Origin of the sequence: Parabacteroides sp. FAFU027, assembly GCF_022808675.1 — a bacterium.
Taxonomy (GTDB): domain Bacteria; phylum Bacteroidota; class Bacteroidia; order Bacteroidales; family UBA7332; genus CAXXIC01.
Genome location: NZ_JAKZKV010000001.1, coordinates 171,800 through 188,577 on the forward strand (window position 1 = coordinate 171,800; position 16,778 = coordinate 188,577).

Annotated in this window: 13 protein-coding genes; 3 read left to right on the forward strand and 10 right to left on the reverse strand. The window is 44.3% G+C overall.

Going from position 1 to position 16,778, the window contains the following annotated elements; all coding sequences use genetic code 11:
• Nucleotides 1-20: 20 nt before the first annotated feature.
• Nucleotides 21-548, forward strand: a complete 528-nt coding sequence (locus MLE17_RS00730; RefSeq protein ID WP_243345482.1) for a hypothetical protein — start codon at nt 21-23, stop codon at nt 546-548.
• Nucleotides 545-1,747 (forward strand): hypothetical protein, encoded by a 1,203-nt coding sequence (locus MLE17_RS00735; RefSeq protein ID WP_243345483.1) that lies wholly within the window; start codon nt 545-547, stop codon nt 1,745-1,747. The genes MLE17_RS00730 and MLE17_RS00735 overlap by 4 nt, the downstream gene beginning before the upstream one ends.
• 4 nt (nt 1,748-1,751) lie before the next feature.
• On the opposite strand, the gene MLE17_RS00740 is transcribed toward MLE17_RS00735, so the two are convergent.
• From MLE17_RS00740 to MLE17_RS00770, 7 genes are all read right to left on the reverse strand, one after another.
• Nucleotides 1,752-3,866, reverse strand: a complete 2,115-nt coding sequence (locus MLE17_RS00740) for a patatin-like phospholipase family protein (protein ID WP_243345484.1) — start codon at nt 3,864-3,866, stop codon at nt 1,752-1,754.
• A 324-nt stretch (nt 3,867-4,190) separates the two neighbouring features.
• A complete protein-coding gene (locus MLE17_RS00745) occupies nt 4,191-6,647 on the reverse strand; it encodes an outer membrane beta-barrel protein (RefSeq protein WP_243345485.1) in 2,457 nt (818 codons plus the stop codon).
• A gap of 225 nt (nt 6,648-6,872) precedes the next feature.
• Nucleotides 6,873-8,033, reverse strand: a complete 1,161-nt coding sequence (locus MLE17_RS00750) for a four-carbon acid sugar kinase family protein (RefSeq protein WP_243345486.1) — start codon at nt 8,031-8,033, stop codon at nt 6,873-6,875.
• Complete coding sequence (gene pdxA, locus MLE17_RS00755; protein ID WP_243345487.1) at nt 8,030-9,058, reverse strand: 4-hydroxythreonine-4-phosphate dehydrogenase PdxA; 1,029 nt, start codon at nt 9,056-9,058, stop codon at nt 8,030-8,032. Before pdxA ends, MLE17_RS00750 begins: the two co-directional genes overlap by 4 nt.
• A gap of 53 nt (nt 9,059-9,111) precedes the next feature.
• A complete protein-coding gene (locus MLE17_RS00760) occupies nt 9,112-10,260 on the reverse strand; it encodes an iron-containing alcohol dehydrogenase (protein WP_243345488.1) in 1,149 nt (382 codons plus the stop codon).
• A 34-nt stretch (nt 10,261-10,294) separates the two neighbouring features.
• Entirely contained in the window at nt 10,295-11,851 is a 1,557-nt protein-coding gene (locus MLE17_RS00765) for a sodium:solute symporter (RefSeq protein ID WP_243345489.1), read from the reverse strand.
• A gap of 34 nt (nt 11,852-11,885) precedes the next feature.
• Nucleotides 11,886-12,791 carry a dihydrodipicolinate synthase family protein gene (locus MLE17_RS00770; RefSeq protein ID WP_243345490.1) on the reverse strand — a complete coding sequence of 302 codons (906 nt, stop codon included), beginning with the start codon at nt 12,789-12,791 and terminating at the stop codon, nt 11,886-11,888.
• Between the two features lie 280 nt (nt 12,792-13,071).
• On the opposite strand from MLE17_RS00770, the gene MLE17_RS00775 reads away from it, so the two are divergent.
• On the forward strand, nt 13,072-13,401 hold the full coding sequence (locus MLE17_RS00775; protein ID WP_243345491.1) for a zinc ribbon domain-containing protein YjdM: 330 nt from the start codon (nt 13,072-13,074) through the stop codon (nt 13,399-13,401).
• Nucleotides 13,402-13,997: 596 nt separating this feature from the next.
• Here MLE17_RS00775 and MLE17_RS00780 read toward each other — a convergent pair.
• Genes MLE17_RS00780 through MLE17_RS00790 form a run of 3 tightly spaced genes read right to left on the reverse strand, consistent with a single transcriptional unit; the run spans nt 13,998 to nt 16,735 of the window.
• A complete protein-coding gene (locus MLE17_RS00780) occupies nt 13,998-14,582 on the reverse strand; it encodes a lactate utilization protein C (protein WP_243345492.1) in 585 nt (194 codons plus the stop codon).
• 2 nt (nt 14,583-14,584) lie between these two features.
• Nucleotides 14,585-15,964, reverse strand: coding sequence for a lactate utilization protein B (locus MLE17_RS00785; RefSeq protein WP_243347070.1), 1,380 nt, complete (start codon nt 15,962-15,964; stop codon nt 14,585-14,587).
• A 30-nt stretch (nt 15,965-15,994) separates the two neighbouring features.
• The gene (locus MLE17_RS00790) at nt 15,995-16,735 is read right to left on the reverse strand and encodes a (Fe-S)-binding protein (protein WP_243345493.1); all 741 of its coding nucleotides are present in this window, start codon (nt 16,733-16,735) and stop codon (nt 15,995-15,997) included.
• Nucleotides 16,736-16,778: the final 43 nt, after the last annotated feature.

A 16,778-nucleotide genomic window follows, 5' to 3' on the forward strand; every position in this document is an offset into this window, starting at 1 on the left:
TCACAAAAGCCTGAATTACCATGAAGAAGATCATTCTATTTTCCATAATCAACATTTTCCTACTATCCGTTTGCATCGCTCAAACCGATACTACCCTACAGGTGATCAAAAGGAATAGCGGCAAAACAGTTGTCATCAAAGAAAACAAGAAGATTAGCATCATCCGGTTTGACAATTCCAAAGTAACCGGAAAGCTGGACATCGTCTCCGACTCCTCCATTGCCCTAAACGGAGATACTATTCTTCTGAAAAACATCAACGAAATCAGAAAAAAAACGATTGGTCTCAGTATTCTCGGATTTTTATCTACATATCTGGGAGTTAATATAACTCTGGGATGCCTTATTACTCTGACTAGCATAATCGCCGAATTAGGGATTAACCCTATAAGCGTTATCTATGAAGGTTTATTTATCATCATCACATCCCCCTTTATCGCCGCCGGGGTAATTGGAACAATCTGGGGAATCAAAAAATTCTTTATCGGAAATAAGTATCCCCATACAAAATGGATATACAGAATCAATCCTAAACCCATAACACAATGAAAACATGTCTATTCTCAATAGCTATTTTCCTATTTAGCCAGACATTTTATGCCCAGAATGACACTCTTCAACAGGAAATTATAAAAATGGGAACCAGCAAAACAATGCTGATCAGTAATGGAAGAGTGTTACTTCTGGAAAAATTCCTCGAAGGAGATATGGTAAAGGTCAAAGAGATAAAAGATTATCTGCTAAGTCTGGAAAATGAAAATTACCGGGCTCTTTATCCCGGAGAAAAATGGTTGATTCTCTTCTGGACAAAAGAGTATCAGCCCATTCTGAATGACATCAGGGATTATAAGAATGTGCTGCACCCAAACAGAAACAAGATTGAACCACCTGATGATAATCTTTTCGAAAGACTTCGTGTCAAAAGTTACAACCACAAAGAGGATCTTTTTCAATATATTGAAAATGCATCCATCACAAATGAGGAGAAAGAAATCCTGGACATGCACCTGACACTCGGACTTAAGAAAGATGCTGATACTCCCGACATCACGCAAGAACAATTAAACGACCGTGCCGACTGGTTTCTCAAAACATATCCAAACTCTTATGCTGTGGATTATACCCGTGAATATATCCGCTACAAATGGGGAGCATCAAACTGGGGATGGGGATATGAGTTCTTTTTAGGGGCTGGTCCGCTGACAAACAAGCTGAAGGAACATTTTGACGTTCCAGCTTATATAGGTTTAGAGTTTTCTGCCAGCTATAAAAGGTTTCATTTTTTCCAACGTGATTTTATCGGACTTACCACGACTCTCAAAGACATACCTTCGTCAAATCTCATCTGGACTAAAGGAGCTGATGCAGAATTCTTTCTTTGGGAATTTTCAGTTGGTTATGCTGCAATTGAAACCCGCAAAATAAAGTTGGTTCCCTTTACCGGCATCGGAGGTAGTAATGTCGAGCCACCACAGGATCAAATCGATAAATACCCGGAATTATCCACGTTTAAAATGGCTTTCAAGACTACATACACCATTGGTGCAAATCTCGATATTAAATTGGGAAAAGGCGACGAGCATTTTGTCACATACACAGGTTGGGTAAAGACACGATGGATACTTCGCCTACGATATGAATACGCTTTACCTCAGTTTGCAGCTTATTATCCGGGGTACAATGGAAACATGCACATGATCACTGTAGGTATCGGAGCATTTTCACACAAAATCGTCCGTCAAAAATAGCGTCTTAAAACCAAAACCCGAGATTGGCAGAGAATGTCGGTCGTTTGTACAAATCAGACAATCCTACACCAATATCCAACGGCCCTACTGCTGTCTTGATGGAGTATTTTACGCCACCGCCAAAGACCGACCTGAAGTTTAGGTTCCGAATCGCATCATCCGTCTGCAATAATTCATTCAGAAGCACCGATACGTATCTGTTTTCGGACAAATGATATCGGGCGCCCAACGAACCGATATAGGCATAACGGTCTGCCAGCATCACCGGCGGCAATCCGATAAAAGGCAAATGGTGATTGAAATACTGCGAATAAGATTCCCCGCCCACCATCGTTATTTTTGCCAGCGGATAATCTTTATTGAAAAGCATACGGCTGTAAAATGCTGTCTGAAGAGCCACTTTATGCGACACCGGAATGGTATTATTCATCCGGATCAACAATGTCGGGGTCATTTTCTCAAGCGTATGCAAATCTGTGTTCAGTGAAAACTCCATATAGAGATTGGTTCCTTTAGTAGGAAAATAGTAATTATCCAGATTATCCAGCGAAAACCAGACATAGGGATTGGTCACCCAAAATGTGGACTTATCCGGTGATAAAATCTGATAGTCATTCTTGGAAAATATATCTCCTTTGAAAAACTCTTCCCGGACACCCACTCCGGCATTACATTTCGACAAAAAAGACTGGTACAAATAGGCCGAAGCGGAGGTGTAAAATATATCTATATTAAACGCCTTATGTCCGTCCTCAAAGACATTAATATGCTGGAATTTTCCCTTTATCTCAGCACCAAGCGTCATGAAGTTTCGGTTACTGCTCTCCGCAATCAGGCTCAGACCGGGATTGGCCGAAAACTCCGCATTGCCTGACAAAAGGGTAAACCGGTTGCCATAGCTTTTCTTCGAAATATTAAACATCAATGCGGCTGCATCGGTGGTATTTGCCTTGAAGCCAAAGTTCTGTGACCTCACTTTTTGCGGAATCACATCCAGATTCAAGGTCTTGGACTCAGCTCCGGTCAGGTCGAAATAGATACGTTCGAATCCACCCAAACCATATATCCGGTCAATCGCGTTTTTAATTTCCTGGTAAGAGTAATTTCCAGGCAGGGTCAGTCCCATCATCCCTTTCAGGAACTCTTCGTCGAGTGTGTAATTTCCTCTGAAACTGATTTGACCAACGTGCCACTTTTCAGGCATGATGTATTGCCGGGAACGCACTTTCGGCTCCAGATGATATTTTGTCTTTATCCTCCGGAACTCTTCCCGGTATTTGTCGGCAGCTTCCCGACCTCTCAGGGTTAAGGAGTCCAGCGCCTCCCCCGTAAAGGTCAGCATCGAGTATTTAGTTACATCCGGACGAATGAGAATATCACACATTCGGGTGTTTTGGGCATATTTTTCCTTACTCATAAATGCGACCAACTGGTTGACCACAATATCCATTGAGTTAAGCTCATTCTTCTTGGGTGGGTCGCGCTGCAAATCGACACCGATGATGATATCCGCACCCATCTCTTTCGCCACATCGATAGGGAAATTATTCACCACTCCCCCATCAATCAATGTTCGCTGATTACGCTGGGGCGATTGGAAAAGCGTCGGAATCGCCATACTCGAAAACATCGCAGTAGGCAGGAATCCATCTTTCATTACTACCTCTTGCCCCGTCTCCAGGTCGGCAGCCACACAGGCAAAAGGGATAGGAAGTTTGGAAAAATCCATGTCCACCGGCACATTGCCGGCAAGTCCGCAAAAGAGGTTCATCACATTCTGACCTTTCTTAAGCGCCTGGGGAAGTCCGATTTTCTTATCAAGTCCTACATCAAGCGAAAGCAGGTATCGCTGGCGAATCATCTGGTCATGCCTTGACAAATAGGCCCGTGGAACTTCGTCTTTCAGTAACGCGTCCCACTTTTGTGCCTTGGCGATGCGGTAAATCTCATCAGAAGAATAACCCATCGCATAAATCCCACCGACCAGACTTCCTATGCTGGTTCCCACTATAATATCGACAGGAATGCCCTCCTCTTCCAGCACCTTCAGCACTCCGATGTGGGAGAAGCCCTTTGCACCGCCACCACTCAATACGAGAGCGACTTTGGGTCGTTTCAATGTTATTGAATCTGATTGTGATGCAAAAACTGGATTGGCAAAAAATAAGAAGATTCCTAATAAAGAACTGATAATAGTGTACTTGTTTACCAACATATATCCCTCTATTTTTATGTTTGGTGCAAAAGTACTTGTTAGGCTGCATTCGTTCTGCAACATTTATTACAGAAGGCGGGAAGAAGTCGGTGAATGTTTGATTTGCGGGGATAAAAAGACAAACCGCAACGTTTCACAACGCTACGGCTCGAGAAAGTTAACCTAATTACAACTTTATACCTGACAGGTTTTCAAAACCTGTCAGGTATATATTTTATCGAAATCCAATTACTTCGCACTCCGACTCTGCTCTTCGCTCGATGCCGTGGAACGGTTAGCTCTTGTTTTAAAATTATCCTTACCAAAGCGATAGTTGAAAGAGATGTTCAGCTTACGGCTATCCCAATGATTCATCACATTCAGATCCACATTGGCATATTTGGTGTAACCTCCTCCCCGATTGGTATTAAAGAGGTCATTGACAGAGATCTTCAAAGTACCTTTATTATTCAGCAACTTCTTCTGGATACCTAGATCCACTTCATAACTATCGTAGATGTAGAAGTTTCCCCATAACTGTTTGGACTGGTAGCGACCCGATAGTTCCACTCCGAAGTCCTTTGGCAAGGTGAAGCTGTTGGTCATGTTTCCGCTGTAGCTCCATCGCTCAAACTTCGTCGCTCCGGCAAAGTCGGAAGTCACCTTCTTAAACATTCCCGTCACGGTTGCATTTAACCGCCACCATTTGGTCAACTCCAGCTGTGCAGTCTCGGAAGCGTTAAGATCAATGGCGTTGCTTAGATTTTCATTGGTTTGGTAAATCACTTTGGTCTCATCATTTTGTTGAATCACCTCGGTAAACAGGTCTTTGGTGTAATTATAGCCTACCGTGGTAATGAATTTACCTTTATAACTATGATTCACACTCATCGAATGGGTAAACTGCGGTTGCAGGAACGGATTGCCCTTCATGTAAGTATAAGGGTCAAGTATCCAGACAAACGGATTAAGAATATGGTAACTCGGACGTCCGATACGATAGCTGTATGAGAATCCCAACTGGTTGTTGTCATTCAGTTTTTGTTGAATAAAGAGCGAAGGAAACAAGTTGGTGTAATGGTTCTTATCCACGCGGTTCATCGAGAGCGAGTTTCCTTTGGAGTTGGTATTCTCAACGCGCAATCCCAGTTGCAGCGAGGTTTTACCAAACTGCCCGCGGCCGCTAACGTAAGCCGCATTAATATTTTCATCGTATATAAAATGGTCGTGCTTGCTAAGATCATTATTCCAGACAGTACCGGTTTGATCATCCACATCAAAATCTGATTTTCCATCATTGGTTACAAAACTTGTTTTTAATCCGGATTCAATTGTAATTTTCTTATTCAACGGATGAACGTAATCAGCCTTCACGGTAAAGATGTCGATGTCTCCGGTCTGAATACCCAACAATCCGAAATCACGGTTCAGGTCCTGGCCAATACTGTTGTAATATTTACTGGACTGATTATTGGTTGATTTGAAATAAAACTTCGCATAGTCGGCATCTACAGTCAACGAACGTCCGGTGCTGTCAATGTCCCATTTGTAGTTGGCATTGTAGGTAAAATTGTGCCAACGGGCATCGTCATCCATAGAGGTAATGATGGTAGAATCCAGCTTCTGATTACGGTCTGAGAAGGATGTCTGAGAAGCCCCGTCTCCCAGGTTATAGCCGGAGGATCCGCGAAACATCACGCTCACGACATGATTTTTGGCTAAATAGTAGTCCGCCCCTACCTTGAAGTTATGTGCGTTACCGTTGTTATTATCTTTCGCATAGATATTCTGGTAAGCACCTGCCAATGCCGAAGAGGTAAAACGTCGCGTGCCATCCATCGTATGCCAGCCCCTCCAATCGTAGAAGGAGTAGTTGCCGTATAAGTTTAGTTTGCCTGAATTGGCATTCAGGTCAATGGTGGCAAAATCCCCCAAACGTTTGCCAATATTCAGACCCGCGCTCACGTTTCCGTTGAAACCCGGCGCCTTGATGTGCTTCGTCTTGATATTAATGATACCGGAATTACCTTCCGCATCGTATCGGGCCGATGGATTTTCAATAATCTCAATCTTATCGACGTTCTTGCCCTGCATACCTTTAAGCAGGTTGGCCAGCTGGTCGGCTGAGAGGTAAGTCGGTTTGTCGTCAATCATCACCTTCACGCCCTGTTTGCCCTTCAGACTGATATTATCATTGTTATCGACCGATACACCCGGCAACTTCTTCAGTATCTCGTACACATTTTCCGAAGATGTAGTAATAGATGCTTCGGGATTAATCACCATCTTATCAGCCTGCTGTTCGATAAATTTCCGTTTGGCTACTACTGTCGCTTCCTTCAGTTGGTGAGTCGATTCTTTCAGTACAATGGTACGCTCTACACGAGCATTGGCAGCAATCTCAAATTTCTCTGTCTCCACTTTATTGTAACCCAACATAGAAACGGTAACAATGTAAGTACCCGGCACCACTTTATCAATCACAAATTCACCCGAACGGTTAGTAACACTTCCTTTAACCAACGATTTATCATTGGCACGCAACAAAGCCGCAGTGGCAAATTCCAACGGCTGCTTTTTCTGGTCCACGATGCGACCTTTCACACTTCCCAAGGATGCTGCACATATTGCAACCGGGAAAAGAATGCTAAACAGGACAATCCACGTTATCCTTCTTAGCTGACTAATGGTAGTTGTTGTTTTCATAGAGTTATCGCTTAATATTTTCTGGTTTTCTGATTGAATTTGTCTGTTAGACGGAAGAGAAATATCATCCGGTTGCAACAAGTGTGATATATTTTGTTAATTAAAACCATGACAGTATTCTATTGACGACCAGAAAGCGAAAACGTAACCTGAAGCGCATAAAAAAGCCTGACAAGAACGAATCCTGTCAGGCTATATCTGAATAAAACAATAACACGAAGTTTTTTAACTCTCTACTCCCCCTAAATACTTTGGCCAAAGGTAACTACCGGGTTTGATGGTTAGGTAAAGCGATGGTCGGTGCGAAACCTGCATGCGAACAACTCCGGGTGCCAACTCCTGAACGGGTATCAGCGTGTCCCATTGCTGAAATTTCATTACGCTGAAAGCTGTAGCTCCACCTTCTATCAGCAATTCACGCACATCACATTTGTCCAGAATATCTTGAATTACTTTGCTCATGCGCAATCCCAGGATGGAAGAACTGTTTGGATAACTTATCCGCTCATTGGAAATCGAAAGCACCAACCGGTGCGTCTCTTTCCAGATATCGGACATTTCGGCAGACCAACGGCCAGTTTCACCTTCAGGTTCTGTTTCCTCCAATAAAGCTTTGGGAAAATAGTGCACCGGACATCCCGTATCACGGATCTCCTCCACAAAGCGGCGGCCTTGCGGGTGTGTACTTCCGCAAATCATCAGGAAATCGGAGTTGATTTCCTTACTAACGATTTCCGGTTGCTCTGTTACACCAAATTTGTGAATCAAAACCTGTTCGAAGAAAGCAGCACTGCCTGCCATCATAGTATCAGGAGAAACCTCCGTCAAAGCCTTTGCCATATCTTCAACCGAAACAGCTTCGGGAATACAAATTCCATTCGGAGTAAATTCTGTTGAAATATTCCACTCCTTTTTAGCTGCGAACTCCGGACTGCGTTGCAAAAGCAACTCCTTTACTGAAGAACTTTTTGCCGGAAAGTCGGGATCTGTGGCAAAACCCGTCTCGTGTAATAACCTTTCTCCTACCCAATATTGTCCCTCACGAATGCAACGACCGACCGAAGGATTGGCTGGTTGAAGCAATACGGATGTTTTACCCGTTGCCTGCAAATGCGCCTCTATTTCCGCCAGCACATGCCCACGAAGCACGGAGTCGGTCTTTTTGAAAAGGAAACCCTGTGGCTTGGAGGCATCCCTTGTCAACTGCAAGTGTTGGGTAAACGCCTCTTCTTCTGAAGCGGAACGACTATCAGTCGCTACAACACACACATCGGATTCAACATCAGGTATCGATTCGATACCAAATGCCACCCGAAGGCCATAGCGCATAGCGACACCTGCCATTTCAGCCGCTCCGGTAAGGTCGTCAGCCAGTACGGTTATCATTTCTTGCGGTGTTTAGCCATCAGAATAGCGTAGTCGATTGCCACCAGCAATGCATCCGGTGAGGCAATACCTTTTCCGGCAATCTCAAACGCAGTTCCGTGGTCCACTGAAGTACGGATAATAGGCAATCCGAGAGTGATATTTACCCCTTTCACGCTCTTCATGGTCTGTTTCTCGTTATCCCACTGGAAACCTTCGAGTTTGAACGGAATGTGTCCCTGGTCGTGGTACATCGCCACGCACCCGTCATATTTGCCCTGAACCGCTTTTACAAACATCGTGTCGGGCGGTACAGGTCCTTCCACGTTATAGCCTTTTGCATTAGCTTCCTGAATGGCAGGAATAATCTCATTAATCTCTTCGTCACCAAACAAGCCATTCTCTCCGGCATGAGGATTCAATCCGGCTACAGCGATACGCGGATTTTCCATTCCAAACTGCACACAGGCATCATTGAGCAACTGAATTACTTCCAACACCCTTGACTTGGTACAAAGGTCACACGCTTTACGCAACGACACGTGTGTAGTAGCATGGATTACACGCAGGTTTTCATCAGCCAGCAACATGGCAAACTTAGCAGTGTTGGTATAATGAGCATATATCTCGGTGTGACCTGAGAATTTATGTCCGGCTGTGTGGATAGATTCTTTATTGATTGGGGCAGTCACTGTTGCATCAATTTCCCCGGCCAAAGCCAGGTCAATCACGGTTCGTACCGCTTCGAATGCTGCATTACCTGCCATAGCCGATACTTCGCCCGGTTTGAGCTCAGCAATATTTACATTGGCTAAATCATATACATCTACGGTACCAATCTCAAATTTCGCATCCGAGACAGATTTAACAGCGTTGATTTTAAGCGAACTACCAAGGTTCTTAGCAGCCTGTTTCATTACAGAGGCATCACCGGCTACCATAGGGCGGCAACGGTCATATACTGAAGCGTCAGATAACGCTTTGAGGCAGATCTCCGGTCCGATTCCGGCCGGGTCGCCCATGCTTATTCCTAAAATGGGTTTCATGTGGAGTGTGCTTTTAGACCTGACAGGTTTTGAAAACCTGTCAGGTCTGTGTATTATAAAAGTTTCTTGTAAATCGCAATTGCATCTTCCTTAGTCACCACGCGTGGATTGTTATTCAACAAACGGGTAACGTTCATCGCAATATCAGCCAGTTCAGGCAAAACCTCTTCGGTGATACCTATTTCTGTCAGGTGCTGAGGAATGCCGCAAGCTTTGGAAATCGCTTCCACTTTCTCAATACCGGCAAGGGCAGTAGCTTCGTCTGTAGCTTGTGGAGCCACTCCGAGAGCAATGGCCAGTTCAGCATGACGCTTTACATCGGCTGACATATTAAAACGCAATACTTCCGGCAAAAGAATAGCATTCGCCAATCCGTGAGGAACGTGGAATTTACCACCCAAACCGTAAGACAGAGCATGAACAGCAGAAGTATTAACCGGACCAAGTACCATACCGCCATACATTGAACCGAGTGCCAATGCTGAACGGGCATCCATATCAGCCCCGTCTTTACACGCTTTTTCCAGATTCTCAGCAATCAGTCCGATACCTCTCAGCGCATATGTATCTACTGCCGGATGAGCGAATTTATTGGTAAATGCCTCAATACAGTGGCAAAGTGCATCCATGCCTGTTTCGGCAGTCAGGCGTGAAGGTAATGAAACGGTCAGTGCCGGATCAATATATACGGTATCCGGCACCAGATAAGGACTGATAATACCGCTTTTTGCCATTGTCACTTCATTTAGCAAGATAGCATTAGGAGACATTTCACTACCGGTTCCCGCAGTTGTAGGAGCACAGATAAGCTTCATCGAACGACCGTTCAGGAATCCGATACCAACCACATCTTCGAGTTTTTGGGTATTATGGGTTAATGCTGCCAGCAGTTTAGCACAGTCCAGAACACTCCCGCCTCCTACTCCGACGATACAGTCTGCATTAAACGGTTTGGTTTTCTCCACCAATGTATCAAACAAGGCAAAAGTCGGTTCGCCCGGGAAGTTGTATTCAAATACTTCTACACTTTTTCCGGCAGCTTTCATCACTGCGACCGGAGCTTCCACAGCGCCCAGCACCGGAGTCGCCACCAATAGCAAGATGCGTTCGGATACACTAATCAAACGGTCTTCTGCCAGTTTCTTCAGACAATCAGGTCCGAAAGCTATACTTCCGGGCTGCAATAACAGAGTTGAATTCATTATTTCTTTTCGTTATAGAACAAAGTCAGTTTAATTATTTAGTCTTTTCCTTGAAATAGCCGTACAGCGTCAGGTGTGCCTCTGCCGGTTCGGTTTTGAAGAACATACTGGCGATGTACCCTACCACAAATACAATGATGTGACTATAGACCCCCAGCATATACTTATGGTGCGGGAAATTGTATTTACCCAAATCCAAGATCACATGCTCGCTGCCGTCCGCTCCTACTTTTGTAGAGGTCAATACGGCATAAGCGGTAAAGAGGATACATACACCGATACCGATGTAAAGTCCCTGCCAATTAGCTCTTCTCGACAACAAGCCGAGCAGGAAGATACCCACGATACCGGCAGAGAAGATAGCGTATAACCCGAATACAACACCGAGCACACCTTCTCCTTCCCATTTAATATAAAGAGTGGCAACAGTAATCATAATCAATCCGGCAGTGAAAACCAGAATCCGGCCCATTCTCAGGCGTTGTTTATCAGTACAGTTGGGTTTTATGCGTTGGTAATAATCCTCTACCCCAATCGCAGATATGCAGTTGAGGTCTGATTGCAAGCTTGCCAAAGCTGCTGCCACAAGCGCCGAGAGCACAAGCCCTACAGCTCCGGTCGGAAGTTGCGTACTAATAAAGTAAGGGAATACTTTATCGGCATTAATATCCGCAGGCAGAGAAACATTCCCGGTGTGATAGAATACATATAACAACGCTCCAATCAACATAAACAACGTCCAAACCGCTACACTGGCAAATACCCCGATATAAGCTGCCTTCTTGGCATCTTTATCTGATTTTGCAGCCAGATAACGTTGAACGATGGTTTGGTCTGTTCCGTATTTCTGCAAGGCATAAAAAGCACCGTTAATTACCATTACCCAGAAGGTCAGGTCGGCAAAACTGAAATCATACGGGCCAACATCTATTTTACCCATATCAAAAGCCTGATGAAGCGTTGTCATCGGGCCACATTCGGGACGGAATAATAGAATTCCAAGACAAAGCAAACCACCACCAATCAAAAGGCATCCCTGAATTACGTCCATCCAGATTACCGCTTCCATACCACCCAAAACCGTCAGGGTAATAATCGCGATACTCAGGATAATCATCACGGTAAATACATTAAATCCGGTAAAACTACTCAATGCAATACTTACCAGATAAAGCACGGTTCCCATTTTGGAAAAGTGGGTAAGCAGGAAAGCAATCGAACTATACATACGGGCAAATACACCAAAGCGTCGTTCGAAATATTCGTAGGTACTCAGGCGAATTACCTTGCGGAACAACGGTACAATATATCCGATAATTCCGACCAGGACAATCGGCACCATCAGGCCCTGTACCAGCAGAATCCAGTTTGATTTATACGCAGCTGCCGGATAAGCCAAAAAGGTTACGCTACTTAGCAATGTTGCAAAAATAGAGAGACCGATTGCCCACGCGGGAATGGTCTTACTTCCTGCAAAATAGCGGTCGGAACTTTTTTGTCTTCTGGCAAAATAAAATCCTGCGCCAATGGTAAAAAGCACCGACGCCACAACAATGAGTACGTCAATCAGGTGAATAGAGTTTTGTATCATTTCGTTAGATTATTCAGATTAATAAAGGTATTTCTCAGGCCAATTTGCTCTTCCATTCTGCGAAGCGGGTTAAAACAGCTTTTACATCTTCAGCCGGAAGTTCGGTCAAAGGCGGCATCATGGCAGTTCCGCAAATGCCTTCGCCATCCATCATTACCTTTAGCGCAGCCAGTGACTGTCCCAGCGTGCGGTCTTTCTGATAGATAACCGCCACTTCATCGGTTAAGTCTTGATAATGTTTGGTTTTAGCCCAGTCTCCCTGAAGTGCGGCTTCATATAATTTTCCGTATAACTCAGGAACAATGTTTCCGGTACTTGGCACCACTCCGTCAGCTCCCGCCTCGAGGCTACCATAGCTCTGAGCACCCCAACCACAGAAGTAAGCAAAATCAGCACGGTCTTTATAAGCTTCAATACACTCTTTCATGCGGTCAGCATCGCGCTCTGAGTCTTTCAGTCCCCAGATGTTCGGGTGATTGCTCAATGTTTTTACCACATCCAATGGAATAGACATCTGGGTGGTCGCTTTAATGTTATACACCATCACAGGACCTTTTACGTTATTGGCAAGTTGAATGTAGAAAGCAGTCATTTGCTCAGGAGTCAGGATATAATAACAAGGTAAAGTAGCCACCACTACATCGGCGCCCAATTCAATGAACTTATTGCCACGCTCAATCAAATCCGAAACCTGATTACCTACCAATCCGGCATAGACGCACTGGCCCACACCTTTAGCGGCAACGGCAGCTTCCACAAAACGGAGGCTCTCTTTTTCGTCGATGGAAGAGCTCTCACCCGTTGTACCCAGCACCAGCGGGTGTATTCCATGAGCGGCAAATCTTTTCATGATAACTTTTACCGCTTCAGTATCTACAGTAAAATCCGGTTTGAGTGGAGTAATCATTGGCACCACAACGCCTGAAAAACGTTTTTGCATTGTCTGAAATATTTGGTTAGATAAAGTCATTTAAAGGGTGTACTCCGTCATGTAAAAGCACACTTTTCAGCAGTACAAAAATAGTTTCACACCTATAGATCGGGCATACAGATAATTTCCAAAAATGTACTCAAATTGACAAAACAGGTATTTATTCATTATTGACAAAACAGACAGTTGAACCGCAAGCATCTGAATATCTTTACGTTCACTACCACTCCTTTGTTTTTGGTCAAAAATGACTACCTTTGCAACCCAATTAAAAAACTAAGAAACAATTATGAGTGAATTTCCAAGCTGTCCGAAGTGTAATATGGACAACACTTACTTTGATGGGGTAATGAATGTATGTCCCGATTGCGGATACGAATGGACAGGTAGCGAAGAAGAGGCTACGCAGGATGATGTAGCTAAAGACAGTAATGGTGCGGTATTGCAGGATGGCGATGCGGTAACCGTGATCAAAGATTTGAAAGTAAGAGGATCATCAATGGTAATCAAACGCGGTACAAAAGTAAAAAGCATCCGTCTGACCGAAAATCCTGAAGAAGTAGATTGCAAAATCGATGGCAGCAGCATCGTTTTGAAAACCTGCTTCCTGAAAAAATAAACTTATAGTCTTATAAGCAACAAAGCGCCGGAGAATCAAAACCTCCGGCGCTTTTGTGTTATATTGCTATCTAACTTACTTTTAAAGTTGGTCTCTTCATAAATACAATCTAATACAAAAAAGAAAAGGTTGTCATCACGACAACCTCAACCCTTTATTAACCTTAAAATCTAATACCATGAAAAACACATTGCAAATGTAGTACTTTTATGTCGCACAACATACTATTTGAGCATACTTTCACTTCAATACAACTTTGTTTAACAGTACAATCCTGCATACCTTATCCTTTTCACACTTACAAACAGGTTAGTACAGTTTTACATCTTCATATTGCAAGAATATTATAGTAAGTGATCAAAAACAGACCGGTAATCGCATCAAAAACAAACTGTATTGAGAAGTGCTACAAAGAATGGAGTTTGTTTTTGATCTCCAGATAACAAGCAACAACAGGAGATTTTTTCAATAAATAGAGAGTTTATACAATAACGGAATGATTATAAAAACTGCTACTGGAAGATCATAAAAGAAACAGGGGACTCCGACAAAACGGACATCCCCCATTTACACCAAAAACTCAACTTAAGAACGATTTATACCAGTAAAACAATCAGACTGCGGCTACCGTGCGCCCCGATCACCAGACTTTGCTCGATATCTGCTGTCTTAGAAGGACCGGAAAGAAAAAGTCCGAATCCTCCAACGTTATGCAACTCATCCTGCTGATAAGCCTGGTGCATATTCCATACTAGTTTTGATTTATCCAGCACAATAACCAGATGCTGGACTATAAAGGGTAATACACGATGTAACACCGACTTTTCGGAAATCCAGACAGCTCCGTTTTCTGCTACTCCGAATTCACCCGGCACAATAGCCAGCTCAATATCGTTCAGGAGGTGAGGGTCTGTTATGGAAGAGGCATTGATATTAGCCCGACTGACACCTTCTACCAACGAGCAGATTTTTTCCAGATCAGGATAATTCGCCTCAATGTGTGTATTAATCTCCTCACCCGGCATCAGCTCGATAGCCAATCCACCCACAAATTGCAGATTCTCCTTAAATTCGGCAATCAGATCACGAGGCTTCCCGTCAAACAATCCGAACTCGGGAAGTGGTGAGGCATCAGGTTTATTCTGCCGGATACGCTGTAATATAGATTCTTTACTACTCATATTCATTTGTGTTTATACTTTTCCTGTGACAAGTACCATTCGCGGAAACTTTGAGGCGGAGCCTGCGGTACTTCCCGCTTGATTCCCCAGGCATTGAGCTTGCTGTACAGGAGGAAGCGGGGCATAATCTTCACCGCTACCCGCCCCATCTTACCGGTTATGCGATAAAGTGACGGATGAGCAAAAAGAAATCCCATCATCTTCATCGAAATTTTCTTCACCGCAGGAAAATCACCCTGTTCAGCCACGATCTGCCGCCATTTATAGAGCTGGTGGTGGATGTCAATCTTCACCGGACAGACATCGGAACACGATCCGCAAAGCGTAGACGCAAATGGCATAGCGGAGTGTTTCTTAAGATCGACACCCGGAGAGAGTATCGAGCCGATAGGTCCCGGTATTATGTAACTATAGCTGTGTCCGCCACTGCGACGATAAACCGGACAGGTATTGAGGCATGCTCCGCAACGGATGCAATAGAGCGATTTGCGAAAATCGGCACGTCCCAGCTGTTCGCTACGTTTGTTATCGACAATGACGACATGCAGTTCCTGACCTTCACGCGGTTTGATAAAATGAGAAGAGAAGGAGGTGATAGGCTGTCCTGTAGCATTTCTTGCCAACATGCGTAGGAATACGCCCAAATGCTCCTGTTTCGGAATCAGCTTTTCAATCCCCATGCTGGCAATATGTATCGGAGCCAGATGAGCGCCTAAGTCGGCATTGCCTTCATTGGTACAAACTGTAAATCCTCCGGTATCTGCCACAGCAAAGTTTACTCCGGTCAAAGCGGCATCGGCAGCAAGGAACTTTTCACGGAGATGCTTGCGGGCTACTTCAGTCAGGTATTTGGGGTCACTTGCTCCTTTTTCTGAATGGAGATATTGATAAAATGTTTCGCCCACATCCTCTTTTTTGAGGTGAATGGCCGGAAGAACGATGTGGCTGGGTGGCTCATTGCGCAATTGGACGATGCGTTCGCCCAAATCTGTATCAACCACTTCAATGCCATTTTCTATAAGGTAGGGATTCAAATGGCACTCTTCAGTGAGCATCGATTTGCTCTTCACCATTTTCTTTACTCCTTTAGAACGGAGAATATTGAGAATGATTTCGTTGTGTTCGGCAGCATCTTTAGCCCAATGGACTTGTGCGCCGTTCTTTAATGCATTTTCTTCAAACTGGAGCAGGTATGTATCGAGGTTGGCCAGTACATTGGCCTTGATACCGGACGCTATTTCCCGCAGGGTTTCCCATTCATCCACCTTTTTGGTCTGGATATCCCGTTTCTTGCGGACAAACCACAGCGCCTGGTCGTGCCAGTCAGTGCGGCCTTCATCCCGGATAAATGCAGATGCTTTATTGGCATGTTCTGACATGATAATATGATTTTAGATTTAGCTTCGGTTAAATTAGATAGTAGCTCCATTGAAAATTTCAGCTAGGTGAAGAACCTTTATCCCCGTCCCCTGCCTGCGTATAACTCCCTCCAGATGCATCAGGCAAGAGACATCTCCACCTGTAATGACCTGCGCTCCGTTTCGCTGATGGTCAGCCACGCGGTCTTTTCCCATCTTGGCCGAAACAGCCTCCTCGGAAACACAAAAGGTACCTCCGAAGCCGCAACATTCATCCGTACGGTCTAATTCAATAAACTCCAGTCCATTGACCATTTCCAGCAATTGGCGTTGTTTGGAAAAATAGGTTACATTCAATTCGGATGAAGCGCCTAATCTCATCTCACGCAGACCGTGACAACTTTGGTGCAATCCTACTTTATAGGGAAAAGAGACATCCAGCTTTTCAATCTTCAGGACATCCAGCAGAAATTCGCTTAAATCATAGATATGCCTGCGCACATGACTTACAGCAACGGTTTGCTCAATGATATTGTAGTGTTCTTTGACGTACCCGACGCAACTGGCTGTAGGGCCGACAATATAATCGTAATCTTTGAAATTTTCGACAAAGAGCTGTGCCGTTTTAGCGCTGTCCTTTTCGCAACCGGAATTGCCCATGGGTTGCCCACAGCAGGTCTGGTTTGTTGGAAATCCGACGTCACAACCCAGTTTTTCGAGGAGTTGCAGGGTCGCAATGCCCACCTGCGGATAAAACTGGTCGATATAGCAGGGAATAAATAATCCGACTTTCATGATTTAGAGGTTTGGTGGTTAACTACGGGAATAAATAAAAACA